This is a genomic window from Streptomyces sulphureus DSM 40104, assembly GCF_000381025.1.
Classification (GTDB): Bacteria; Actinomycetota; Actinomycetes; order Streptomycetales; family Streptomycetaceae; genus Streptomyces; species Streptomyces sulphureus.
Genome location: NZ_KB905816.1, coordinates 105,915 through 131,862, shown reverse-complemented (window position 1 = coordinate 131,862; position 25,948 = coordinate 105,915). Strand labels below are relative to the sequence as shown.

At 74.5% G+C, this 25,948-nt stretch carries 6 protein-coding genes and 2 pseudogenes; 2 read left to right on the top strand and 6 right to left on the bottom strand.

The window, feature by feature from the left end; all coding sequences use genetic code 11:
• Positions 1 to 73: 73 nt before the first annotated feature.
• The 5 genes and pseudogenes from F603_RS0112485 to F603_RS0112475 all read right to left on the bottom strand — a co-directional run bounded on the left by F603_RS0112485 (position 74) and on the right by F603_RS0112475 (position 22,075).
• Complete coding sequence (locus F603_RS0112485; protein ID WP_019546342.1) at positions 74 to 4,873, bottom strand: type I polyketide synthase; 4,800 nt, start codon at positions 4,871 to 4,873, stop codon at positions 74 to 76.
• Positions 4,874 to 4,910: 37 nt separating this feature from the next.
• Complete coding sequence (locus tag F603_RS36510) at positions 4,911 to 10,883, bottom strand: type I polyketide synthase (protein WP_425426975.1); 5,973 nt, start codon at positions 10,881 to 10,883, stop codon at positions 4,911 to 4,913.
• Between the two features lie 441 nt (positions 10,884 to 11,324).
• A pseudogene (locus F603_RS36505) lies at positions 11,325 to 12,089 on the bottom strand (polyketide synthase dehydratase domain-containing protein); the annotation flags it as partial.
• A gap of 279 nt (positions 12,090 to 12,368) precedes the next feature.
• A pseudogene (locus tag F603_RS36500) lies at positions 12,369 to 14,798 on the bottom strand (type I polyketide synthase); the annotation flags it as partial.
• Positions 14,786 to 22,075: a type I polyketide synthase gene (locus tag F603_RS0112475; RefSeq protein WP_019546340.1), complete on the bottom strand. Its 7,290-nt coding sequence runs from the start codon at positions 22,073 to 22,075 to the stop codon at positions 14,786 to 14,788. The pseudogene F603_RS36500 and the gene F603_RS0112475, both read right to left, overlap by 13 nt.
• 277 nt (positions 22,076 to 22,352) lie before the next feature.
• Here F603_RS0112475 and F603_RS0112470 point away from each other — a divergent pair, with 277 nt between their 5' ends.
• Both F603_RS0112470 and F603_RS0112465 read left to right on the top strand, forming a co-directional pair.
• Positions 22,353 to 23,294: a phosphotransferase enzyme family protein gene (locus F603_RS0112470; RefSeq protein ID WP_019546339.1), complete on the top strand. Its 942-nt coding sequence runs from the start codon at positions 22,353 to 22,355 to the stop codon at positions 23,292 to 23,294.
• Between the two features lie 147 nt (positions 23,295 to 23,441).
• Positions 23,442 to 24,485, top strand: a complete 1,044-nt coding sequence (locus F603_RS0112465) for an NAD-dependent epimerase/dehydratase family protein (protein ID WP_019546338.1) — start codon at positions 23,442 to 23,444, stop codon at positions 24,483 to 24,485.
• Positions 24,486 to 24,505: 20 nt separating this feature from the next.
• On the opposite strand, the gene F603_RS0112460 is transcribed toward F603_RS0112465, so the two are convergent.
• The gene (locus F603_RS0112460; RefSeq protein WP_019546337.1) at positions 24,506 to 25,930 is read right to left on the bottom strand and encodes a lipase maturation factor family protein; all 1,425 of its coding nucleotides are present in this window, start codon (positions 25,928 to 25,930) and stop codon (positions 24,506 to 24,508) included.
• Positions 25,931 to 25,948 lie beyond the last annotated feature (18 nt).

The window sequence follows — 25,948 nt, the reverse complement described above, 5'->3', positions numbered from 1 at the left end:
CGAAGTACCGCAACCTGTCCTCGGTGGACGGGGGCTGTGCTGTGGACACGTGGGAACCTTTCGCGGGGAGGGGTCACGGCGTCGGCCGGCTCCGGCCGGGGTCGAGGGCGATGCCCAGTTCGTCGTTGATGAAGTCGACGACCTCCTCGGCCGACGCCTGGGCGAGCGCCGGCCCGTCGGCCGGCCCGGCGGACCAGTGCTTCAGCAGCTCCCGCAGCCGGGCCTCGACGGCCCCGCGTGCCTCGTCGTCGAGGGAGGCCGAGCCGAGCACGCCCTCCAGCCGGTCGACTTCGGCGAGCGCCGCCTCGGGGCCCGTCGTCGCCTCGTCGAGGAGCGCGGAGAGCAGGTGTGCGACGAGGGCTTCCGGCGTGGGGTGGTCGAAGACCAGGGTGCTGGGCAGCTTCAGCCCCGTGGCGGCGTCGAGGCGGTTGCGGAGCTCCACCGCCATGAGGGAGTCGAACCCGAGGCTGCGGAAGGAGAGTTCGGAATCGAGCCGCCATCCGCTGCCGTGCCCGAGCGTGACCGCGACGTGCTCCCGCACGACGCCGCGTACCCGCGCGTGCCGTTCGGCCGGAGGCAGCCCCGGCAGGTCGCGGTCGAGCGTCGGCGTACGGGCCCGGGGCCCGGCCGCGGCGGCGGTCAGCTCGGCGAGCTGCGTGCTCGGGCGGAACGCCGCAGCGCGTGCGGCGAAGGCGTCCCACTCGACGTCGGCGACGAGCACCGTCGGAGCCCCGTCGCCGACCGCGTCCCAGAGGGCGTCCAGCGCCAGGTCCGGGTCCATGGGCCGCACTCCGCTCTTGCGTAGCCGGCCGGTGTCGAGGCCGTGCGCCATGCCGTCCTCGGCCCAGGGGCCCCACGCGACGGACGTCGCCGGACGCCCCTGTGCGTGCCGCTGCTCGGCGAGCGCGTCCAACTGGGCGTTGGCGGCGGCGTAGTTGCCCTGCCCGGGGGTGCCGAGGACGCCCGCCAGGGAGGAGAAGACGACGAAGGCGGCGAGGTCCTGTCCGTGCGTCAGCTCGTGGAGGTGCCGTGCCGCCACGGACTTCGCCGCGAGCACGGTGGCGAGGCGCTCCGGTGTCTGGGCGTCGAGGACGCCGTCGTCGAGGACGCCCGCCGCGTGGACGACGGCGCGGAGCGGCTGCTCCTCCGGTACGTCGGCGAGTGCCCGGGCGAGTGCGGCGCGGTCGGCGACGTCGCACGCGCGAATTGTCGCCGTGGCGCCGAGCGCCGCCAATTCGTCGCGGAGCGGTCCTGCGCCGGGGGCGTCCGGGCCCCTGCGGCTCAGCAGCAGGAGGTGCCGCGCTCCGCGGGCCGCGAGCGACTTGGCGACCCGGGCTCCCAGCCCGCCGGTCCCGCCGGTGACGAGCGCCGTCCCGGACAGCTCGGGCGCCGCTCCCCCTGCCGCGGGGCGTGGAACGAGGCGCCGGGCGAGCAAGCCGCCCTCACGCAGCGCCAGTTGGTCGTCGGGTCCCGTGAGAGCGGAGCCGAGCAGCGGGCCGAGGTCGGTGGGGAGAGCGGCCGGCAGGTCGAGCAGCCCGCCCCAGCGGTCCGGGTGTTCCAGCGCCGCGACGCGCCCCAGTCCCCACACCGCGGCCTGCGCCACGTCGGGCGCCTCCTGCGCCACGGCGACGGCGCCGCGCGTCAGGCACCACAGCGGGGCCGGGAACCCGGCGTCGCCGAGCGCTTGCAGCAGGGCGAGGACGGCCGACGACGGCTCGTCGGCGCCGGGCGTGGCGACGACGCCGTCCGGTGGCGGCAGGGGAGCGAGCAGGGCCGCGAGTGCGGCCCGGTCGCTGGAGGCGGTCGCGGGAAGGTGCGTGACCTCGGCGCCGAGGCCGGAGAGCGCGGCCACGAGTCCGTGCGCGTCGTCGCCGACGACGAGCCACCTTCCGGTGAGCGACGGTTCGTCGGCCGACCCCACCGGACGCCAGGCGACGCCGTACCGCCACGCGTCCGTGCCGGTGCGCCGGGCCGCGCCGTCCCGCCAGCGGCGCAACGCGGGCAGCACGGCGGGCAGTTCGGCGTCGGGCGCCACGCCGAGCTCCGCGGCCAGCGCCTCGGGAGCCGCGTCGACGAGCGACCAGAACCGGTCTTCCTCCGCAGCGCGGGGGCGGGCCTCCGGCTCCAGCCAGTACCGCTCCCGCTGGAAGGGATAGGTCGGCAGGTCCAGAGGGCGGCCCCGACCGGGGAGGAGGGCTTCCCACGCGACGGCGACGCCGTGGCAGTGCAGCCGGGCGAGCGCCGTCAGCACGGAGTGCGCCTCGGGACGCCCCCGCGGCAGGCACGCCACGTGCACGTCGGTGCCTCGGCCGCTGTCCGACGCGACGCCGGTGAGGGCGGTGTCGGGGCCGAGTTCGAGGAAGGCGGTGACGCCGTCGGCGCGGAGCGCCTCCAGGCCGTCGTGGAAACGGACGGTCCTGCGGACGTGGTCCACCCAGTAGCGGGGGTCGCCCCATGCCCGCGGGCCGGCCGGCGCTCCGGTCATGTCGGAGACGAGCGGGATCGTCGGCTCGTGCCAGTCGACGGAGGCGGTGACGTCGAGGAAGTCGTCGAGCATGCCGTCCATGCGGGGCGAGTGGAAGGCGTGGCTGACGTTGAGCTGCTTGACCCTCCTGCCCGACTCCCGCCAGTGGGCGCAGACTTCGTCGACCACGTCCCCGTCCCCCGAGACGACGACCGACCGCGGCCCGTTGACCGCCGCGAGGCCGACGCGGTCCTCCCGGCCGCGCAGCAGCGGGACGACTTCGTCCTCCGTCGCCTGGAGCGCGGCCATCGTGCCCCCGCTCGGCAGCGCCTGCATCAGACGGCCGCGGGCGGCGACGACGGCACAGGCGTCGGCCAGCGACAGCACTCCGCCGACGTGGGCGGCGGCGAGCGCGCCGACCGAGTGCCCCAGCAGCCTCTCCGGACGCACGCCCCACGACTCCAGCAGCGCGAAGAGCGCCACTTCGACGGCGAAGAGTGCGGGCTGCGCGAACTCGGTACGGTCCAGCAGCGCCGCCTCGGCGGTGCCCGCGCGGGCGAGGACGACCTCGCGCAGCCGTCGGGGCAGGTGCGCGTCGAACTCCGCGCAGGCCGCGTCGAAGGCCGCCGCGTACACCGGGAACCGCGCGCACAACTCTCCGCCCATGCCCGGGCGTTGACTCCCCTGCCCGGGGAGCAGGAACGCGAGCCTGCCCGGCTCGGTCGCCCGGCCGCGTACGAGGTCGGGGTGGGGCTCCCCGGCCGCGAGCGCGCGGAGCGCGGAGCGGGGCGGCCCCGCGCCGTCCGCCAGCGCCACCGCGCGGTGCGCCAAGGTGGCGCGGGAGGCGAGGAGCGCCCGAGGGACGTCCCCCGGCGCGGCGTCCGGCCGGCGGGCGCACCACGAGAGCAGCCGATCGCCCTGGTCCGCCAGCGCCTCGGCCGAGTGTGCGGAAACCAGCCAGGGGAGGAGCGGCGGATCGTCCGGCGCCGCGGTGTCGGGCGCCGGCACCGGAGGCGCCTCCTCGACGATCAGGTGGGCGTTGGTGCCGCTGATGCCGAAGGCGGAGACCGCCGCCCGCCGCGGCCGGCCGGCGGACCTCCAGGCGCGCGCTTCCGCCAGCGGCAGGACGGTGCCCGCCGACCAGTCGACCTCCGGCGTCGGTACGTCGGCGTGCAGGGTCGGCGGCAACACCCGGTGCTGCAACGCGAGTACGGCCTTGATGACGCCGGCGGCTCCGGCGGCGGCCTGCGTGTGCCCGAGGTTGGACTTGACCGAGCCCACCCAGAGCGGCGCGTCCGGGTCCCGGGCCGCGCCGTACACCGCCATCAGCGCGCGGACCTCGATCGGATCGCCCAGCTTCGTTCCCGTGCCGTGCGCCTCCACGAGGTCGACCTCCGAGGCGGACACCTCGGCGGCGGCCAGCGCGTCCCGCAGGACACGCTCTTGCGAGGGGCCGTTGGGCGCGGTGATGCCGTTCGAAGCGCCGTCGGAGTTGACGGCAGAGCCCCGGACGACGGCGAGCACCGGGTGGCCGAGCCTGCGCGCGTCGCTCAGCCGCTCCAGGAAGAGCATCGCCGCGCCCTCCCCGAGTCCGAAACCGTCGGCGTCCGCGCCGAACGCCTTGCACCGGCCGTCGGGGGCGAGCACCCGCTGCCTGCTGAACTCGCCGAACGCGCGCGGCGTCGTCAACACCGTCGCCCCGCCCGCCAGCGCGGCGGTGCACTCCCCTTCGCGCAGCGCGCGCACCGCCGCGTGCAACGCGACGAGCGACGACGAGCAGGCCGTGTCGATCGTCTCGGACGGGCCGGTGAGGCCGAGCGTGTAGGAGAGCCGTCCGGAGACCATGGCGCCGGTCGTGCCGGTGACGACGTGGCCCTCGGCCGCTCTAGGGGCCGCAGCGAGCACGTGCGAGTAGTCCTGGATGTTGGAGCCCGCGAAGACGCCCGTGCGGCTGTCCCGCAGCGAGTCGGGGGCGATCCCCGCGTTCTCCACCGCTTCCCACGCCGTTTCCAGCAGGAGCCGCTGCTGCGGGTCCATCGCCCGGGCTTCGCGCGGCGAGATCCCGAAGAACTCCGCGTCGAACCAGGCCGCTCGGTGGAGGAACCCGCCGGAGGTGGTGCAGCTACGTCCGGGGGCGTCCGGGTGCGCGGGGTCGGGTCCCGCGATCTCCCAACCGCGGTCCTCCGGCAGCCCCGAGACGGTGTCGCGGGCCTCGCTGACCACCTTCCACAGGTCGTCGGCGCTGCTCACCCCGCCCGGGTAGCGGCAGCCGATGCCCACCACGGCGATCGGCTCGCGCCGTCGTTCCTCCAGCTCCTCGACGCGGCGCCGCGCGGCGTTCAACTCGCCGCTCATGGTGCGCAGATGCTGTGCGAGGCGCTCCTCGTTGCTCGGCCTGCCGTGCGTCACCGCTGCCCCCTTCCGTCCGCCGTACGCCGCCGCTTGTTCACGACTCGCCGTACCGGCTGTCGAGGAGGTCCAGGAGCTCCTCGGTGGTGTCGACCGACTCCAGGTCCCGGGTCTCGTCGGCCGCACCGCCGCGCAGGGTGCGCAGCAACGCCTCCGCGCGGGACGCCAGTTGCCGCCGTACCGTCCCGTTGTCCGTCGGGAGCGTCCGTACCTCCGTGCCGATCAGGTCGAGTCGGGTGAGGAGGTCGGGGGCGTCGCGGCGGTCGGAGAGCTCGTCGAGGAGGCGGGCTGCGAGGCGGGTCGGGGTCGCGTGGTCGAAGAGGAGCGTCGGCGGCAGTGCGAGTCCGGTGGCGCGGTTGAGGCGGTTGCGGAGGTCGACCGAGAGCAGCGAGTCGAAGCCGGCCTGGCGGAACTCCTGCTCGGCCGGCAGCCGTTCGCCCGTGCCGCGCCCGAGTACCACGGCGCCGGTCCGCCGCACCAGGTCGAGCACGGTGCGCTCGCGGTCCGCCGGAACCATGGCCGCCAGGCGCTCCCGGAGCCCGGCACCCTCGGCGGCGCCCGACGTTTCCGGTGCCTGCTCGCGGGCGGGCTCGGCCAGGTCGGCGAGGAGGGGGCTGGGGCGTACGGAGGTGAACACCGGTAGGAAACGCGCCCAGTCGACGTCGGCGACCACATGGAAGGCGCGGTCGGTCGCCATGGCCTGGTACAGGCCCTCGAAGGCCGTGGCGCGGTCGAGGAACGGCAGCCCGCGGCGGACGACGAGGTCGGCGTCCGTGCGGTCCTTGGTGATCTGCTCGTCCCAGATGCCCCAGGCCACCGAGGTGACGGGGAGGCCGTCGGCGCGGCAGCGCTCCGCGTAGGCGTCGAGGAACGCGTTGGCGGCGGCGTACGCGCCGTGTTCCGCGCTGCCCCAGACCCCGGCGATCGACGAGAAGAGGACCAACTCGCGCAGGTGTGCCGGGTCGAGGAGCTCGGCGAGGTGGACGGCGCCTGCGACCTTCGCGTCCACCACCTCCGCGAAGTGGCCGAGCGTCGTCGACTCCAGCGAGGCGATGTCCAGGTGGGCGGCGGCGTGCACCGCCGTCGTCACCGGACGGCCGGTGTCCGCCAGGTCCCGCAGCACGGTGCGCAGCCCCTCCTGGTCCCGTACGTCGCAGGCGTACGCCTCCGCCCGGCAGCCCGACTCCCGCAGCTCGGCGAGGAGTTCGGGGACGCCTGGAGAGGCGGCCCCCCGCCTGCTCACCAGGGCCACGTGCGACGCCCCGCGCTCGGCCACCGACCGTGCGAGGTGCGGGCCCAGCGAGCCGCCGGCCCCGGTGATGAGGACGGTGCCCGACGGACGCCACGGGTCGCGCGGCGCTGCGGGAGAGCGGCGGACGAGCCTGCGTACGCGCGTTCCGGCGCCGCGGATCGCCCACTGGTCCTCGTCGTGGCCGGAGGCGAGGACGCCGAGGAGCGCCTCGGCGGCGGGACCGTCCGGCTCCTCGGGGAGGTCGACGAGGCCGCCCCACCGTGCGGAGTGCTCCAGGGCGACCACCCGCCCCAGCCCCCAGACCTGGTGCCGGCCCGGGTGCAGCGGCGCCTCGTCGACGTCCGTCGCTCCGCACGTGACCGCCCACAGCGGGGCGTTGACGCCGGTGTCGCCGAGCGCCTGCACCGCGGCGACCGTCAGGGCGAGCCCCGTCGTCAGTCCTTGCAGCGACGGGTGCGGCCGCTCGTCGAGTCCCAGCAGCGAGAGCACGCCTGCGTACTCTCCGCCGGCCGCCCCGTCTAGGCGGGCGGCGAGTGCGGCCCGGTCGGCGTCGTCCGCGCCGAGGGTCAGCGGTACGCACGCCAAGCCGCGGTCGGCGAGGAGGGAACCGACCCGCTCCGCCTCCGGCGTGCGGCTGGTCAGGAGGAGCCACCGGCCCGCAGGGCGTCCCTCGGGGACCGGGTGCGCGTGCCAGGCCACTTCGTACCGCCACGAGTCGAGGTCGGCCTGCCGCCTGCTGCGGCGGCGCCAGGCCGCGAGCGCGGGGAGCGCCTCGGCGAGCCCCTCGCCCCCGCCGAGCTCGGCCGCCAGCTCTCCGAGGTCCTCGCGCTCCACGGCGTCCCAGAACCGCGAGTCCGCGGCGAACGCGCCCGCCGTGCCGGCGGGTTGGGGCGCGTCCAGCCAGAAGCGCTCGTGCTGGAAGGCGTACGTCGGGAGCGGTACGGTCCCGCCGGCGCCGAGCACCCGGTGCCAGTCGGCCGGCAGCCCGTCGACGTACCCCTCCGCCAGGGAGCGGAGCAGCCGCTCGGTCCCGCCGTCCTCCCGCCGCAGCGTGCCGAGGACCGTGCCCTCGGCGCCGAGCGCGTCGAGGGTCTCCCGCACGCCGACGGTGAGTACGGGGTGCGGGCTGCACTCGGCGAAGAACCCGAACCCGTCGGCCGCCAGCGCCTCGACGGACGTCTCCAACCGCACCGTCTCGCGCAGATTGCGGTACCAGTACTCGGCGTCCAGCTCACTGCCGGTCAGCCGGGTGCCCGTCACCGTCGAGTAGAGCGGCATCGCGCCCTCCCGCGGCGCCAACCCGGCGAGTTCCGTCAGCAGGCGGTCGCGTACGGCCTCGACGGCGGGGGAGTGCGAGGCGTAGTCGACGTCGACCCGACGGGTGTGGACGCCGTCGGCCCGCGCGGACGCGACGAGTTCGCCGAGCGCGTCGTCCGGCCCGGACACCACGACGGAGCCCGGACCGTTGACGGAGGCGAGCGAGAGCCTGCCGTCGAGGCGGTGCCGCACCTCGTCGACGGGCAGGCCGACGAAGACCATCCCGCCTGTGCCCGCGAGTTCGGCGAGCAGGCGGGACCTGGTGGCCACCACCCGCGCGCCGTCGCCGAGGGACAGCGCCCCCGAGACGCAGGCGGCGGCGATCTCGCCCTGCGAGTGGCCGACCACCCCGTCGACGGGGACGCCCCAGTCCTGCCACACCCTTGCCAGCGAGACCATCACCGCGAAGAGCGCGGGCTGCACGACGTCGACGGGCGCCGCGGCGGCGCTGCCGTCCGCGAGCACGTCCCGCAGCGACCACTCGACGAAAGGTGCCAGCGCCTCTTCGCACTCCCGGAGCGAGGCGGCGAACACCTCGCTCTCCGCGAGCAGTTCGCGGCCCATGCCTGCCCACTGCGAACCCTGCCCCGGGAACATCAGCACCGTGCGCCCCGGTCGCGCCGTCCCGGTCCGCACGGAGGCGGGGGCTACGGCGTCGGGGCCCTCGCCGAGTGCACCGAGCGCGTCGAGCAGTTGTTGCCGGTCCGCGGCGACGACCACGGCCCGGTGCGCGGACGCCGAACGGGCGGTGGCGAGCGCCCGCGCCACGTCCTGCGGCGCGAACTCCGGGTGCGCCGCCAGGTGTGCGCGCAGCGCCCGCGCTTGAGCGGGCAGTGCGCCGGGGGTGCGGGAGGAGAGGACGAACGGTACCGGCCGCCCCGACTCCGGCGCCGGCGTGTGCGCGGGCAGCGGGTCGCCTTCTTCGAGGACGACGTGCGCGTTGGTGCCGCTGATGCCGAAGGAGGACACGGCGGCATGGCGGGCGGTGCCGGTGCGGGGCCAGGGCTGGGGCCCGGTGAGGAGGTGGAGGGTGCGGGGGCTCCAGTCGATCTCGGGTGTGGGGTGGTCGGCGTGGAGGGTGGGCGGCAGCGTCTCGTGGCGGAGTGCCTGGACGGCCTTGATGAGCCCGGCGACGCCCGCGGCGGCCTGGGCGTGGCCGATGTTGGACTTGAGACTGCCGAGGTGGAGGGGGCGGTCGGGCGTGTGGTCCCGCCCGTAGGTGGCCTGAAGGGCCTGGGCCTCGATCGGATCGCCCAGCCGCGTGCCCGTGCCGTGCGCCTCGAGGAGGTCGACGTCGGCGGGGTCGACGTCCGCCTGCCGGAGCGCCGCCCGGATGACGCGCTGCTGCGAGGGGCCGTTGGGTGCGGTCAGCCCGTGGGACGCGCCGTCCTGGTTGACGGCGGAGCCCCGTACGAGGGCGAGGACTTCATGGCCGAGCCGCCTGGCGTCCGACAACCGCTCGACGAGGAGCACGCCCACGCCCTCCGACCAGCCGGTGCCGTCCGCCTCGGCGGAGAACGACTTGCACCGGCCGTCCCGTGCGAGCCCGCCCTGGCGGCTGAACTCGACGAAGATGTTGGGCGTCGCCATCACGGTGGCTCCGCCGGCGAGGGCCGCGTCGCACTCCCCGTTGCGCAGCGCCTGGCAGGCGAGGTGCAGCGCCACGAGCGAGGACGAGCACGCCGTGTCCACCGTCACCGCCGGGCCTTCCAGCCCCAACAGGTAGGAGATGCGCCCCGACATGACGCTGTTGCTGTTGGCGAGGCCGAGGATGCCCTCCAGGCCGTCGGGGATGCCGCCGAGCCGGGAGTAGTAGTCGTTGTACATCACCCCCGCGAAGACCCCGGCCCGAGCGCCCCGCAGGCTCTCCGGGACGATCCCGGCGGACTCGACGGCCTCCCAGGCAGCCTCCAGCAGGAGCCGCTGCTGCGGGTCCATCGCCAGGGCCTCGCGAGGGGGGATGCCGAAGAAGTCCGCGTCGAACCCGGCGACGTCGTCGAGGAAACCGCCCTCCCGTGCGTGGGCCGTACCGGTCCGCTCCCGGTCCGGGGCGTGGAGGCCGGCCAGGTCCCAACCGCGGTCCGTGGGGAAGCCGGTGACGGCATCGCGTCCTTCGGCGACGAGCCGCCACAGGTCCTCCGGCGTCGCGACCCCGCCCGGGTAGCGGCAGGCCATGCCGACGATCGCGACGGGCTCCGCGGCGGACGCCGGCGCGGCCGCGGCCCGCCGCTCCTCGTCGGGTGCTTGGGCGAGGAGGGATTCCAGGTGGTGCGTGAGCGCGGTGGAGGTGGGGTGGTCGAAGGCGAGCGTCGCCGGGAGTCGGACGCCGGTCGCCGCGGCGAGCCGATCGCGGAGCCGGACGGACATGAGGGAGTCGAAGCCGAGCTCGTGCAGCGGACGGTCGAGGTCGACCCGGGTGGGGTCCGACTGGCCGATGGCGGCGGCGACTTCGGCCCGCACCAGCTCCCGCAGGTCCCGCTCCCGCTCGGCGGGCGGGACGGCGGCGAACCGTCCGGCCGTCTCCGGCGCTTCCTCGGAGCCGCGGAGGAACTTCGCGAAGAGCGGCGCCGGCCTCGCCGCGGTGAAGAGCGGAAGGAACCGCGGCCACGCCGCGTCGACGAGCACGCCGTCCCCGCCCAGCGCGACCGAACGGGCAAGCGCCGCAAGGGCATCGGCGACGGGCAGCGGCACGAGGCCGCGTCGGCGGAGCTGCCGCTCCCGCTCGGCGTCGACCATGCCGCCGCCGGCCCACGGGCCCCACGCGAGCGAGGCCGCCGCCAGCCCTCGTGCCCGTCGCCGCGCGGCGACCGCGTCGAGTGCGGCGTTGGCGGCGCCGTACCCCGCCTGGCCGGCCGCGCCCCAGGTGCCGGAGACGGAGGAGAAGAGCACGAAGGCGTCCAACTCGGCGTCGGCGAACACCTCGTCGAGGACCCGGGCGCCCTCGGCCTTCGCCGCCATGACGGACCGCAGGTCCTCGTGCCCGGTCTCCAGCAGCGGCTTCTGGGCGCCGATCCCCGCGGCGTGGAAGACCGCACGGACGGGCGCACCGCTTGCGGCCGCCTCTCGTGCGAGTGCGGTCACCGCCTCCCGGTCCGCGACGTCCGCCGCGACGGCGCGTGCCGGTGTGCCGCAGGCGGCCAGCTCCGCCACCAGCTCCGCCGCGCCGGGCGCCTCGGGGCCCCGGCGGGAGACCAACAGGACGGAGCAGCCGCCGAGTCGGGCCACCCAGCGGGCGACGTGGGCGCCGAGCGCCCCCGTTCCGCCGGTGATCAGCACCGACCCCGAGGGCTCCCAGCCGTCCGGCTCGCCTGCCGGCGCGGCGGCGACGAGACGGCGTACGAAGACGCCGTCGTCCGCGATGCGCACCTGGTCCTCGTCGCTGCCGCCGGAGAGCAACCCCGCCAGGCGGACGGCGGCGGAGTCGGTGCGCTCCTCCGGCACGTCGACCAACCCGCCCCACCGGTCGGGCAGTTCGAGTGCGGCGACCCGCCCGAGGCCCCACACGGCCGCGGCATCCGGGTCGTCGTCCGCGCGGTGGGTGACGCACCAGACCCCGGCGGCCACCCCTGCGTCGGCGAGCGCCTGCACGGCCGTGAGCAGCTCCACCGGGCGCCGTGCGAAGCACAGGACACCGGCGAACTCCCCGTCGGGCAGCCGCGCGGCGAGCTCCGCGCGTCCCTCCTCCCCGTCGAAGTCGACGGTGACGGCGTCCTCGACGGGGGCCGCGCTCCACGAGGGCGCGGCGGACGCCGTCGACAGGACCAGCCAGGTGCCGGGGGCCGGTTCGGGCGACGGGACGTCGGCGACGCGCTGCCAGGTCACCTCGTGCCGCAGCGCGTCCACCCGCGCGGGCACGCGGGCGGCCAGCCGGCCGGTGTCCACCGTGCGCAGCACGAGCCCCTCGGTGCTGAGCACCGGTTCCCCCGAGTCGGCGACGGCGTCGAGCCGCACGGACCCGGCAGCCGTCCGGAGCCGGACGCGCAGCGCGCGGGCGCCGGGGGAGTGCACGGTGGTGGGGCCGAAGACGAACGGCAACCGGATGTCGCGGGAGGCGCCGACGGCCAACGGGTGCAACGCGGCGTCCAGCAGCGCGGGGTGGACGGCGAGGCGCGTGTCCTCGCAGCCCGCGGGGAGGGCCACTTCGGCGTACGTCTCCCCCTCCGACCGCCACACCGCGCGCAGGCCGCGGAAGGCGGGCCCGTACGCGTAGCCGCGGGCGGCCAGCTCCTCGTAGAGCTCCTCGACGGGGATCTCCTCGGCCTCCGCAGGCGGCCACGGGCGTGCCCACCCGACGTCGGCCGTCCGGTCGACCGACTCGGCGAGCGTTCCCGTCGCGTGCACCACCCAGTCGCCGTCCCCGTCCCGGGAGCGGATCACCAGGTCCCGGTCGCCGTCTCCCGGCGCGGCCACCCACACCTGCACGTCGCTGCCGGTCGCCGGCAGCAACAGCGGTGTTTCGACGACCAGTTCACCGAGGTGCCCGCACCCCGCGCGGCGTGCGGCCGTGCAGGCGAGCTCCAGGAACCCCGTACCGGCGAGGAGGACGCTGCCCGCGACGGCGTGGTCGGCGAGCCACGGGTCGGTCGAGGGGGAGACCCTGCCGCTGAGCACCAGGCCGCCGTCGGCGGGCAGTTCCGTGGCGCCGGTGAGGAACGGGTGGTCGACGGCGTCGCTGCCCGCGCCCTCCGGAGGCGCCGAGTTCAGCCAGTAGCGCTCGCGTTGGAAGGGGTAGGTGGGGAGGTCGGCGGGTGGTGCGGGCGGGAGGAGCGCGGACCAGTCGACGGAGGCGCCGTGGGTGTGCACGTCGGCGAGGGAACGGAGGAAGGAGCCGGTCTCGTCCTCGTCCCGCCGGGCGCTGGCGAAAGCGGTGTGCCCCGTGGTGATGAGCGGGGTGAGCGCGGCGTCCGGGCCGATCTCCAGGAGGAGGTCGTCGGCCGGGAGTTGGACGAGCGCGTCGTGGAACCGGACGGTGTTGCGGATCTGGTCGACCCAGTAGGCGGGGCTGGTCATCGGATGGGGGCTGTCGGCGGTCGGGACGACGGGGACGGTCGGCTCGTGGAAGGTGAGCTCTTCGAGGGCGGCGGCGAACTCGTCGAGGACGGGTTCCATGAGAGGGCTGTGGAAGGCGTGGCTGACGCGCAGTGGTGTGGTGCGTCGGCCGCGGCGGCGCCATAGGTCGCCGATCTGCTGGACGTTCTTCTCTGTGCCGGAGATGACGACGGCTCGGGGTCCGTTGACGGCGGCGATGCTCACTTGGTCGGGGTCGGCCGAGTCGAGGGTGGTGGTGATCTCGTGTTCGGTGGCTTGGATGGCGAGCATGGTGCCGTGTGGGGGGAGTTGGTGTATGAGGTGGGCGCGGGTGGTGAGGAGGTGTGTGGCGTCGTGGAGGGTGAGGATGCCGGCGGTGGTGGCGGCGGTGATTTCGCCGATGGAGTGGCCGGTGAGGGTGGTGAGGGTGAGGCCGTGTGTGCGGTAGAGGTGGGTGAGGGCGTATTGGTGGGCGAAGAGGAGGGGTTGGGCGTGGTGCGTGGGATCGGGGTTCTCCATAAGGGTGCGTAGAGGCTGCGGGAGGAAGGGGTCGAGGTGGGCGGCGGCTTCCTCCAGGGCCTGTGCGTAGGCGGGGAAGTGCCGGGCGAGTTGCTGCCCCATGGCGGGGTGTTGGGTCCCCTGGCCGGGGTAGAGAGCGGCGATTCCGCTGGGCTTGGCCTGGACGGTGCCGGGATGGGCGAGGCGGTCGAGGATCTCGGTGCGGGTGCCGGTGGCGTGGGTGCGGTGGGCGTGGTGGGTGCGGTGGTGGGTGAGGGTGCGGGCGGTGTGGTGGAGGGGCTCGTCGGGATGCCGGGTCAGGTGTTCGTGCAGTGCGGCGGCTTGGGCGTGCAGGGCCTCGGGCGTCTTCGCCGACAGCACCAGCGGCACGGCGGTCTCCGCCCAACTCGGCGCCGTCGGCGGCTCGTCGGGTGTCGGGTCGCCCTCCTCGACGATCACGTGCGCGTTGGTGCCGCTCATCCCGAACGAGGAGACGCCTGCGCGCCGCGGATGAGGAGCCGGCTCCCACGGCTGGGAGCGGACGAGGAGACGCAGCGTGCCGGGCGTCCAGTCGACCTCGGTCGAGGGGCGTTCGGCGTGGAGGGTCGCCGGAAGCGTGCGGTGACGCATCGCCCCGATCGCCTTGATGACGCCGGCGACGCCTGCGGCGGCCTGGGTGTGGCCGATGTTGGACTTGAGACTGCCGAGGTGGAGCGGACGTTCCGCGGAGTGGGCACGCCCGTACGTCGCTTGCAGAGCCTGCGCCTCGATCGGGTCCCCCAGCCGCGTCCCGGTGCCGTGGGCCTCCAACAAGTCCACCTCTGCGGCGGAGACTTGCGCATGACGCAGCGCCGCCCGGATGACGCGCTGCTGCGAGGGACCGCTGGGCGCGGTCATCCCGTTGGACGCACCGTCCTGGTTGACGGCCGATCCCCGCACGAGCGCAAGGACCCGGTGGCCGAGCCGCCGTGCGTCCGACGACCGCTCCACCGCCAGCACCCCCACCCCCTCGGACCACCCCGTGCCCTCACCGTCGTCCGAGAACGAACGGCACCGGCCGTCTGAGGAGAGCACCCGCTGGCGGCTGTATTCGACGAAGAACGTCGGTGTCGCCATCACCGCGACGCCGCCGGCGAGCGCCAGGTCGCACTCCCCGTTGCGCAGCGCCTGGCAGGCGAGGTGCAGCGCCACGAGCGACGAGGAGCATGCGGTGTCCACCGTCACGGCTGGGCCCTCCAGCCCGAAGAGGTAGGAGACCCGGCCGACGGCCATGCTGCCCGCGCTGCCCGTGTGGAGGTAGCCCTCGAACCCCTCGGGGGTCCGTGGGAACCGCCCGCCGTAGTCGTGGTGCATGACGCCGGTGAAGACGCCGGTGCGGCTGCCGCGCAGCGAGCCGGGGACGAGGCCGCCGTGCTCCAGCGCCTCCCAGGTCGTCTCCAGCAGGAGCCGCTGCTGCGGGTCCATCGCCAGTGCCTCGCGGGGGCTGAGGCCGAAGAACTCCGCGTCGAAGAGGTCGATGCCGGTGAGGAAGCCGCCTTCGCGGGTGTACGACCTGCCCACCGCCTCGGGGTCCGGATCGTAGAGGTTGGCCACGTCCCAGCCCCGGTCGGTGGGGAACCCGGTGATCTCGTCCCGGCCTTCGGCCGCGACCCGCCACAGGTCCTCGGCCGAGCGCACCCCGCCCGGGTAGCGGCAGCCGATCCCCACCACCGCGATCGGCTCGCTGTCGCGCCCTTCGACCTCCCGCAGGCGCGAGCGCGTCTTCTGCAGGTCGGTGGTGACCTTGCGGAGGTACTCGACGAGCTGGCTTTCGTCTGTCATGAGGTGCACCTACCGGAGGACGGCGGCTCGGGTGTCCCGAACTCGGAGTCGATGAACCGCATCAGCTCGTCCGCGCTCGCCGACTCCAGGGCGCTCGTGGCCGATACGGGTTGCGCGTCGAGCTCTGCCAGCCGCTCCCGCAGCGCGTCGAGACGGGCGGCGAGCGCGGTGCGCTGCTCCCTTCCCGTCGACGGCGACAGGGCCGCGGTCTCGACGCGGTCGAACGCGTCGAGCAGCGCGCCGTCGTCCGGCTCCCGGGGGGCGAGCCGCGTAAGGAGGTGGGCGGCGAGCGCGTGCGGCGTCGGATGGTCGAAGACGAGGGTGGCCGGGAGCTTGCCGCCGACGAGGTCGGCGAACCGGTTGCGGAGCTCCACCGACATCAGGGAGTCGAAGCCGATGTCCTTGAGTGCCCGCTCCGGGTCCACCCGCTCCGGGTCCGACTCCCCGACGAGCGACGCCACTTGGGCGCGGACCACACTCAGCACCGCCGCGTCGCGCTCGTCCTCCGGCAGGCCCGCGAGCCGCTCGCGCAGCGACCCCTCGCCGGCCGTCCGGGCCCGCGGGGACGGCGACTCCCCGAACCCGGCCAGCAGCGGGCTGGGCCGTGCCGCGGTGAACGCGGGCAGGAACCGCGGCCAGGCGACGTCGACGACGACCGCGTCCCCGCCCGCCGCGACGGTCCGCCCGAGCGCGTCCAGCGCGGCGGACACCGGCAGCGGAGCCAGTCCGCGCCTGCGCAGCTCGCGCTCGTCGCGTTCGGTCAGCATGCCGCCGCCCGACCACGGGCCCCAGGCGAGCGCCGTCGCCGGCCTGCCCCGGCGGCGCCGCCGCCGCGCCAGCGCGTCGAGACAGGCGTTGCCCGCCGCGTACCCGGACTGCCCGGCGGCGCCCCAGATACCGGAGATCGAGGAGAACAGGACGAACTCGTCGAGCTCCGGGAGCAGTTCGTCCAGCAGCAGCGCGCCCTCCACCTTGGCGGCCGTCTCGGAAGCGAGCTGCTCGGGGCTCGTCTCACGGAGCGGCACCTCGCTCACCATCCCGGCGGCGTGCACCACGCTGCGGACGGGCGCACCCTCCGACTCCAGCGCGGAGAGCAGAGCGGAAAGCGCCGCGCGGTCGGTGACGTCGACGGCGGCCGCGTCGGCCGAGGCGCCGGCCGCGGTCAACTCGTCGAGCAGCTCCGCCGCGCCCGGCGCCGCCCGGCCCTGCCGGGAGAGCAGCACCAGGCGCTCCGTGCCGCCGCGGGCCGCCAGCCATCGCGCGACGTGGCCGCCGAGCCCGCCGGTCCCGCCCGTGATCAGCACGGTGCCCTTCGGCTCCCAGGCGGCGACGGGCGGCGCAGGCGCCGCCACCAGGCGTCGCGCCCACAACGCTCCGTCCCGCACGGCGAGTTGGTCCTCCGCGCCGCCCCCGGTGAGGACCCCGGCGAGCAGCCGCCCGGACGCCTCGCCGCTTTCCGCCGGGAGGTCGATCAGGCCGCCCCACCGCTCGGGCAGTTCCAGCCCGGCGACTCTGCCCAGCCCCCACGCCCCTGCCGCGTGCACGTCGGCTTCGGGATCGTCCACCCCGACCCCTACGGCGCCGCTCGTGACGCACCAGACGGGAGCCGTCAGCGCCGATACCTCGTGGAGCCAGACGAGCAGCTCCTCCGCGCGCCCCGCGCAGACCAGGACGCCGTCGGGGGCGGTCGAGCGGTCCCAGGAGGCGGGGGTGAGGAGGTGCCGGAACACCGCGTCGAGGCCGGGAGGCGGGTCGCCCAGCACGAGCCAGGTGCCGGGCACCTCGGACGCCGCCCCGGTGTCGGGCAGCCGCTCCCAGGCGACGGCGAACCGCCCGACCGGCCTCGACGCCTCCAACTGCCCCTGTTCCAGGGGGCGCAGCGTCAGCGACTCCAGGGCGAGCACGGGGGTTCCCGAGGAGTCGGTGATGCTGACGGCCGCCGCGCCCGGGCCCGACCGCGCCGTCTGTACCCGCACCCGTAGCCGTCGGGCGTCGGCGGCGAGGAGCGACACACCGTTGAACGAGAACGGCAGCCGCACCTCGTCGCCCTCGTAGAGGCGGCCGGTGAGCGGCAGGGCGTGGAGCGCCGCGTCGAGCAGCGCCGGGTGGAGGCCGAACCCCTCGGGCTGGCCTTCGGGGAGCGCGACCTCGGCGAAGAGGTCGTCGCCCCGCTGCCACACGGCGCGCGTCCCGCGGAAGGCCGGGCCGTACTCGTAGCCGCGTGCCGCCAGGTCGGCGTAGAAGGTGTCGCCCGGTACCGGATCTGCGCCCTCGGGCGGCCAGTCGGCGCCGGTCCAGTCCGGGGTGAAGGCGCTCGTGTCGGCGGTGCGCGCCGCCAGGGTTCCCGTGGCGTGCAGCGTCCAGTCGCCTCCCGGGCCGCGGGTGCGGACGTGCAGCGCACGTTCGGCGCCTTCGTCCGGCGGCGCGATCCACACCTGGACGTCGCGGGGCTTGCATTCGGGGAAGACCATGGGGGCGCTGAGCACCAGTTCGTCGACGGAGGCGGCGCCCACGGCGCGAGCGGCTTCGAGCGCCAGCTCGACGAACCCCGTCCCGGGGAGCAGCACGGTGCCTCGCACCACGTGGTGCGACAGCCACGGGTCGCTCGCCGGTGCCAGCCGGCCGGAGAGCAGCACGCCGCCCTGGTCCGGCAGGTCGGTGCGGAGCGGAAGCATCGGATGCGGCTGTCGGTCGGTTCCCGGTGAAGTGTCGGTGTCGGACGTCGAGTTGAGCCAGTAGCGCTCGCGTTGGAAGGGGTAGGTGGGGAGGTCGGCGGGTGGTGCGGGCGGGAGGAGCGCGGACCAGTCGACGGAGGCGCCATGGGTGTGCGCACGGGCGAGCGTGTCCAGCACGGTGTGCACCTCACCGCGGCCGCGTCGGGCGTCGGGCAGGACGACGCGGTCCGTGTCGAGCATCGCGGCGAGGGTGGCCTCCGGGCCGATCTCCAGCAGGAGGTCGGTCTCCGGCAGCCGGGCCGCCGCGTCGTGGAACCGGACGGTGTTGCGGATCTGGTCGACCCAGTACTCCGGGCTCGTCATCGGATGGGGGCTGTCGGCCGACGGGACGATGGGGAGGGTCGGTTGGGCGAACCGCAGGCTCTCCACCGTCTCCCTGAACTCGTCGAGGACGGGGTCCATGAGAGGAGAGTGGAAGGCGTGGCTGACGCGCAGCGGTGTGGTGCGTCGGCCGCGGCGGCGCCACAGGTCGCCGATCTGCTGGACGTCTTGTGCGGGGCCGGAGATGACGACGGCTCGGGGGCCGTTCACTGCGGCGAGGGCGACGGTGGGGGTGAGGGTGCTCAGGACTGCGTGTTCGGTGGCTTGGATGGCGAGCATGGTGCCGTGTGGGGGGAGTTGGTGTATGAGGTGGGCGCGGGTGGTGAGGAGGTGTGTGGCGTCGTGGAGGGTGAGGATGCCGGCGGTGGTGGCGGCGGTGATTTCGCCGATGGAGTGGCCGGTGAGGGTGGTGAGGGTGAGGCCGTGTGTGCGGTAGAGGTGGGTTAGGGCGTATTGGTGGGCGAAGAGGAGGGGTTGGGCGTGGTGCGTGGGATCGGGGTTCTCCAAAAGGGTGCGTAGAGGCTGCGGGAGGAAGGGGTCGAGGTGGGCGGCGGCTTCCTCCAGGGCCTGTGCGTAAGCGGGGAAGTGCCGGGCGAGTTGCTGCCCCATGGCGGGGTGTTGGGTCCCCTGGCCGGGGTAGAGAGCGGCGATTCCGCTGGGCTTGGCCTGGACGGTGCCGGGATGGGCGAGGCGGTCGAGGATCTCGGCGCGGGTGCCGGTGGCGTGGGTGCGGTGGGCGTGGTGGGTGCGGTGCTGGGTGAGGGTGCGGGCGGTGTGGTGGAGGGGCTCGTCGGGATGCCGGGTCAGGTGTTCGTGCAGCGCGGCGGCTTGGGCGTGCAGGGCCTCGGGCGTCTTCGCCGACAGCACCAGCGGCACGGCAACGTCCGTCCACGCCGGAGGAGTTGTGGAAGGTTCGGTTGCCGGGTCGCCTTCTCCCAGGACGACGTGCGCGTTGGTGCCGCTGATACCGAAGGCGGAGACGGCGGCGTGGCGCGGGCGGTCGTGCCGGGGCCAAGGTCGGGGGGCGGCGAGGAGACCGAGGGTTCCCGACGCCCAATCGACGGCGTTCGTAGGGCGGTCGGTGTGGAGGGTGGGCGGCAGCGTCTCGTGGCGGAGTGCCTGGACGGCCTTGATGAGCCCGGCGACGCCCGCGTGTGTGTTGTCGCTGCCGAGGTGGAGCGGGCGGTCCGCGGAGTGGGCACGCCCGTACGTCGCTTGCAGAGCCTGGACCTCGATCGGGTCCCCCAGCCGCGTCCCGGTGCCGTGAGCTTCCAACAAGTCCACATCTGCGGCGGAGACTTGCGCATGACGCAGCGCCGCCCGGATGACGCGCTGCTGTGACGGGCCGTTGGGTGCGGTCAGTCCGTTGGACGCGCCGTCCTGGTTGACGGCGGACCCCCGTACCACGGCGAGGACTTGATGGCCGAGCCGCCTGGCGTCCGACAACCGCTCCACCACCAGCATCCCCGCCCCCTCGGCCATGCCGAAGCCGTCCGCATCGGCGGAGAACGGCTTGCACCGACCGTCGGGCGCCAGCGCGCGCAACCTGCTGAACTCGATGAACAGCCCGGGCGTCGCCATCACGGTGGCTCCGCCGGCGAGGGCCGCGTCGCACTCCCCGTTGCGCAGCGCCTGGCAGGCGAGGTGCAGCGCCACGAGCGACGAGGAGCACGCCGTGTCCACCGTCACCGCCGGGCCTTCGAGCCCCAGGACGTAGGAGAGCCGGCCGGAGGCCATGCTGGAGGCCGTGCCGGTCACCACGTAGCCCTCCAGGTCGGGCGCAGCCTGGTGCGGCGGCCGGCCATAGGGCAGGTGCATGACGCCGGTGAAGACGCCGGTGCGGCTGCCGCGCAGTGAGCCCGGGACGAGGCCGCCGTGCTCCAGCGCCTCCCACGCCGTCTCCAGCAGCAGCCGCTGCTGCGGGTCCAACGCCAGCGCCTCCCGACGCGCGATACCGAAGAAGGCGGCGTCGAACTCGTCGACACCGTCGAGCAGCGCCGCCTCACGCTGGTAGAAGGTGCCGGGACGGGAGGGGTCCGGGTCGTAGAGCGCGTCGAGGTCCCAGCCGCGGTCGGTGGGGAAGGGAGCGACCCCCTCCCGCCCTTCGACGACCATCCCCCACAGGTCCGCGGGCGAACGCACCCCGCCCGGCAACCGGCAGGCCATCCCCACGACGGCGATCGCCTCCTCCCGGGGCGGCGAGGCGTCCGCCGCCTCGTCCGCGCACGCGGCCGGCGCCCCGGAGAGCATGCGCAGCATCTCCTCCGCCAGGGCGTGCGGCGTCGGATGGTCGAAGAGCGCCGTGACGGGCAGCCGCAACCCGGTGCTCTCCACCAGACGGTGTCGGACGCGGAGCGACCCGGCGGAGTCCACCCCGAGTGACCCGAAGTCAGCGGACGGCGCGGCTTCGTCCCCTTCCCGCAGAGGGAGCGCGTCGACGACGAGCCGCACCACGGCCGACAGCCGGCCGCCCTCGTCCAGCCCGGCCAGCCGCTCCCGCAGCCGGACGGCCTCGCCGTCCGTCGCCGCGTCGCGGTCGAACGGGTATGGCGGCAGCGGTACGCGTCGAGCGCCGGGCAGCGCGGTGGCCCAGTCCGGCTCCGCGCCGTGCGCGTGGGACTCGGCGAGCGCGCGCAGGTACCGGCCGTGGCCCGCGTCGTCACGGCGCATCGTGTCGAGGACGGTCGCGGCCGTGCCGGCGTGCGCGGCCGTCTCCTCGATCGGCATCGCCAGCACCGGGTGCGGGCTGATCTCCACGAACAGGCGGTGCCCCCCTGCCAGGAGCGTCTCCGTGACGCGCTGGAACTCCGCCGTGCTGCGCAGGCTGCGGAACCAGTGCCCTGGGTCGAGGTGCGCGGTGTCGAGCGGCGTTGTCGCCGTCGAACCGTAGACGGGGACCGCGGAGGCGCGGGGCCGGACCGCCGCCGCCTCCCTTGTCAGCCGCTCGCGGATACGGTCCATGTGCCGCGAGTGGCCGGCGATCCCGATCGGCAGTCGGCGTGCGTGCACGCCCCGTTCGGCCAGACGTTCCAGCAGCGCCGCCGCCGCGTCGGGCGGACCGGAAACCACGGTCGACCGCGGCCCGTTGACGACGGCGCTCTCCAACTCCAGGCGCCACTCGTCGACGAGCCCTTCCAGCTCCTCGACGCCGAGCGCCACGGCGACCATGTCGCCCTCTCCCTCGAGGAGGGCGAGCGTGCTGCTCACCGCGGCGACGAGCCGGGCGCCGTCCTCCAGGGAGAGGCCCCCTGCCGCGGTCACCGCCGCGATCTCCCCGAAACTGTGCCCCACCATGGCGCGCGGGACGACGCCGTTCGACCGCCACAGCTCTGCGAGCGAGACCATGACGGCGAAGAGCGCGGGCTGGATGACGTCGACCCGGTCCATCGGCACGCCGCCCGAGAGGACGTCGTCGAGCGCGACGTCCATGCGGGGGCGAAGCGCTCGCCCGCACGCGGCCAGGCGTTCCGCGAAGACCGGTGCTGTCTCGGCGAGTTCGCGCGCCATGCCCTGCCACTGGGTCCCCTGGCCCGGGAAGACGAACACGGCTCCCGTCCCGGTCCCCGTGTGCACCGTCGTTCCGCCTGGCGTGCCCGCAGCCAGCGCACGCAGCGCCGTGACCGCCGAGTCCCGGTCGGCGGCCTCCACCACCGTGCGGTGCGGCCACACCGTACGCGCGGAGGCGAGGCTCAAGGCGAGGTCGGGCAGCGGGACGTCCGGATGGTCGACGAGGTGGCCGGCGAGGTCACCGGCGAACGCCCGCAACCCGGCCTCGGTGCGGCCCGACACGAGCAGCGGGACCGGCGAGCACCAACTCGCCGAATTGCCAGGGGTATTGGGCTCGGAGCGCGGTCGCAGGGCGGCGAGCTGCGCCGCGCGTCCCTCGTGCGCGGCCAGCGCGCCGTGGGCGTCGGCGCCCGGTGTCGCCCGAGCCAGCGCCGCGGCGGTGCCGGTCGGTTCGTCGTACACGACGACGAGGGCCACCGGCTCCTCGCGGAGGCAGTCGACGGCGACCGCGAACGGGTCGCGGCCCGAGGCCGGGCGGAGCTCCAGCCCCGGGAGCGCGGTCCACTCCGGCGGGTCCCCGGCATCGGCGAACACGACCACCGGGTGCGCGGGGGAGGGAACGGCACCGGCGTCCTCGACAGCGCGCCAGGCGGTCTCCCAGAGCGAACGGGATTCCTCGCGGTGCGCGATACCGGTAACGAGGACGTCGCGGGCTTCTTCCACCACGAAAGAACTCTCCTGAGAGATGAAATCGGATCGTGCGGGACGTCTCCGCGAACGGGAGCAACAGACAGACAAGCAAGCCCAGTTGTCCCGTCGACACCCCTATGCGCCCCTAGGGGTTCCCCTAGCCGCCGTAGACCGACGTGCGATTCCCGTCTCCCTTCCCCGGGAGCGGTCCACGGAAATACCATGAGTCGCGCGCGCCTGCCGGTTGAGGTACTTCCTCGCCGTGCGTCCCGGCGGTCCGAGGGCAACTCGAAGAAAAGTGGGGAAACCTATGCCGATCTTTGACCCGCTGCCGCGGGCTCCGTCCCTGGAGGAGTTGCCGCTGCATTCCTGGGAGGCGGAGGGTTTCGAGGTGGTTCCCTGGCCGGAAGGCACCTGGCAGATCGGCTACAACTCGCACACCTGGCTGCTGGAAGCGGGGAGCGAGCGCGTGGTGCTGAAAGCAGTGCCGCAAGCCCAGGCCGTCAAGTTCGCCTCCGGGCTGCGTGCCGCGGAGCTGGCGGAGCGGGCCGGCGTCCGGGCCGGCGCCCCCCGGCGGGCCCGGGACGGCGGTATCGTCGTCGAGCAAGGACCTTGGTGCTGGGGGCTGTTGGAGTACGTCGCGGGCCGGCCACCCGAGCTCGACAGCCCGTCGGACCTGGCGCTGGCAGGGCGCACCCTCGGCCTGATTCACGCGGCGCTGCGCGACGTCCCCCCGCTGCCGCAGACGCTCGTCTGGACCCGCATGGACTGGCTGCTGGCGGAACAGCCGTTCCTCGAAGGGCGCGAGTGGATTCAGCAGGCGATCCGCGAAGGCATGGAGGCCGCATCCGCCGAAAAGCTCTCCGACGGTGTGCTCCACTGCGATCCGCGACTCACCGAATTCCGTTTCGACGGGCGGGAAGCGGGCCTTCTCGACTGGGGCGAGGTCATGCACGGACCGCATGTCTTCGACCTCGCGGGCACGTTGAGTTTCGTGGAGGAAGGAACCGACCCCGCGCCTTTCCTCTCCGGTTACCTGGAAACCTCGCCCGCCCCCGTCGACGATTTCACCCGCCTCCCCGCCATGCTCAAGGTGCGCGCCGCCACCGAAGGCTGGATCTACGCCAGCCGCGAGTACCACGGAGTCGACCTGGGCCAGAGCCCCGAGTACAGCAACGCCAAGCTGATCGAACGTGCACGGGAGAACGTCCGCGCCGCCGAAATGCTGTCCCCTGACTTCTACGTGCCGTGACCGGATCTCCGAAAGAATCGAACTACGCCCCGTATGCCCACCGTTGACGCGGCGCCCCGCGACAGGCCCGGAGCGGCCCCGCCTTTCCCCGAGACATGCCGAGCCGCCTGCGCCGTCCGTGAGGCACGGGTCCCTACGGTGTCCGGCATGCGCGTACTTGTCACGGGTGGAGCAGGTTTCATCGGATCGCACGTTGTCGACCGGCTGGAGAAGTCGGGCGTCGAGACGGCGGTGCTGGACACCGTCCCCCCGGGGAGGTCCCCGTGGGCGGGAACGACCGCACCGGAGTGGATCGAGGGCGACGTGCGCGACGAGGGCGCCGTGGCACGGGCGTTGGAAGGCGTCGACGCGGTCTGTCACCAGGCCGCGATGGTCGGACTCGGCAAGGGCGTCGCCGACGCGCCCCCGTACGTCTCGGTGAACGACCTCGGCACGGCGGTGCTGCTCCGCGGCATGACGGGCGCAGGGGTGCGGGATCTCGTGCTCGCGGGGTCGATGGTGGTCTACGGCGAGGGCGACTACCGGTGCGCCGACCACGGGACCGTTCGTCCCCCGGCGCGGGCCGCCGCCGACCTGGCGGCGGGGCGGTTCGAGCCGGGGTGCCCGGAGTGCGGGGCGCGGCTGCTGCCCTCGGCGATCCGTGAGGGGGCGCCGACCGAGCCCCGCAGCGTCTACGCCGTCACGAAGCTGGCGCAGGAGCAACTCGCCGCCGTCTGGGCCGACTCCACCGGAGGGCGCGCCATCAGCCTGCGGTACCACAACGTCTACGGCGACGGCATGCCGAAGGACACCCCCTACGCCGGCGTCGCCTCCTTCTTCCGCTCGGCGCTGGAGCGCGGCGAGGCCCCGAGGGTCTTCGAGGACGGCGGGCAGCGGCGGGACTTCGTCCACGTCGAGGACGTCGCCTCGGCGAACGAGACCGCGCTGCGCGCCCTCCCGGACCTCGGCGACGGCCGGACGCGCGCGTACAACACCGGCAGCGGGGAGCCGCACACGATCGGCGAGATGGCCACGGCACTCGCCTCGGCGTACGGCGGCCCGCAGCCCGTGGTGACGGGCGAGTACCGCCTCGGGGACGTACGGCACATCACGGCGTCGTCCGAGCGGATCGCGACGGAGCTCGGGTGGCGGGCCGAGGTCTCGTTCGCGGAGGGGATGCGGAGGTTCGCCGCCGAGCCGCTCGCCGGTTGAGGCCCCTTGCCCGCCCGGGGTCACGCGGACCCCTCCAGGCGCACCGGCCCGAGGATCTCGCGGACCGGTGTGCGGTGCCACCAGTCGCCGGTCTCCCTGCGCTCCGCGGGCGTGGTGAAGCGGTAGCGGTACAGGACCGCGCGCACCTGGCGGGGCGGCTCCTCGGGGAAGGGATTGCGGCGCAGCAGCCGCAGCGTGTCCCGGTCGTTCTCCAGCAGCCGGAGCGCGAGCGACTCGAACCATCCGCGCCGGTAGGCGGGGGAGAGGGCGGCGAACCACATCAGCCAGTCGAGCCGGAGGTGGTACGGCGCCCACTGCGGCGGGCGCCTCCCCGGGTCCCCCGGTTTGCCCTTGAACTCGTAGGCGCGCCACACGGTTTCCCCCGTCGGCTCCGCCTCGTCGGTCCCCTCCAGGACGATCTCCTGGCGTACGCGGGTGATGTTGCCGAAGGCGCCGTAGGTGTTGACGAGGTGGAGCGAGTCGAACGAGCGGTTCATCTGCTGCCGGCGGCTGAGCAGGTTCTTCGCCGGCCGGTAGCTGAGGACCGCGACGAGCAGCGTCAACGCCATGGTGAGAGCCAGGAACCAGAGCGGCGCCCCGCCCTGCTCGCGCACGCCGGTGAGTGGCGTGAAGTCGACGGCGCCGAGGGCGATGACGATCGTGAGCCAGTTGAGCCAGGCGAAGTTGCCGGAGAGGACCAGCCAGAGCTGGGTGATGATCATCAGCCCTGCGGCGACGCTCGCCACCGGCTGCGGAAGGAACAGGCCGAAGGGGAGCAGCAGTTGGGCGACGTGGTTGGCCCCGGTCTCCCATCGGTGCAGCCGCTGGGGGAGGTGGTGGAAGTACCAGCTCAACAGCCCCGGCATGGGCTGCGTCTCGTGGTGGTAGGAGAGGCACGTCAGGTCGCGCCAGCAGGTGTCGCCCCGCCACTTGATCAGGCCGGCGCCGAACTCGACGCGGAAGAGCAGCCACCGCAGCAGCCACATGACGAGCACGGGCGGCGCCGTCTCCGCGTTTCCGAGGAAGATCGCCAGGAACCCGGCCTCCAGCAGCAGCGACTCCCAGCCGAACGCGTACCACGTCTGCCCGACGTTGACGATCGACAGGTACAGCGCCCAGAGCACCGCCCACAGCCCCATCGAGACGGGCAGCGGCACCGCGTCCCCGGCCCCGCAGAGGACCGCGGCGGCGAGCGCCGCACCGCACCACGCGCACGCCGCGAAGAACCGGTCGCTGTAGTGCAGGTGGAAGAGGCTGGGCGCGGCACGGAAGGGGACGCGTGCGACGAACCGCGGGATCGGCTGCATGCCCCGCGACCCCAGCAGCGCACGGAACTGCAGCGCCGTACCGAGGAACGCGAGGAGGTAGACGGCGGCGAGGCCGCGCTGGACGAGCAGCCTGCTCAGCCAGTAGCCGGAATCGGTGAACCAGTCCATGACCGCCATGCGTACCACCGCGAGGCG

Bases quoted from the DNA above. Each gene is read 5' to 3' on its own strand.
- F603_RS0112470 (WP_019546339.1), top strand. From the start codon at position 22,353: ATGCCGATCTTTGACCCGCTGCCGCGGGCTCCGTCCCTGGAGGAGTTG.
- F603_RS0112465 (WP_019546338.1), top strand. From the start codon at position 23,442: ATGCGCGTACTTGTCACGGGTGGAGCAGGTTTCATCGGATCGCACGTT.
- F603_RS0112460 (WP_019546337.1), bottom strand. From the start codon at position 25,930: ATGGCGGTCATGGACTGGTTCACCGATTCCGGCTACTGGCTGAGCAGG.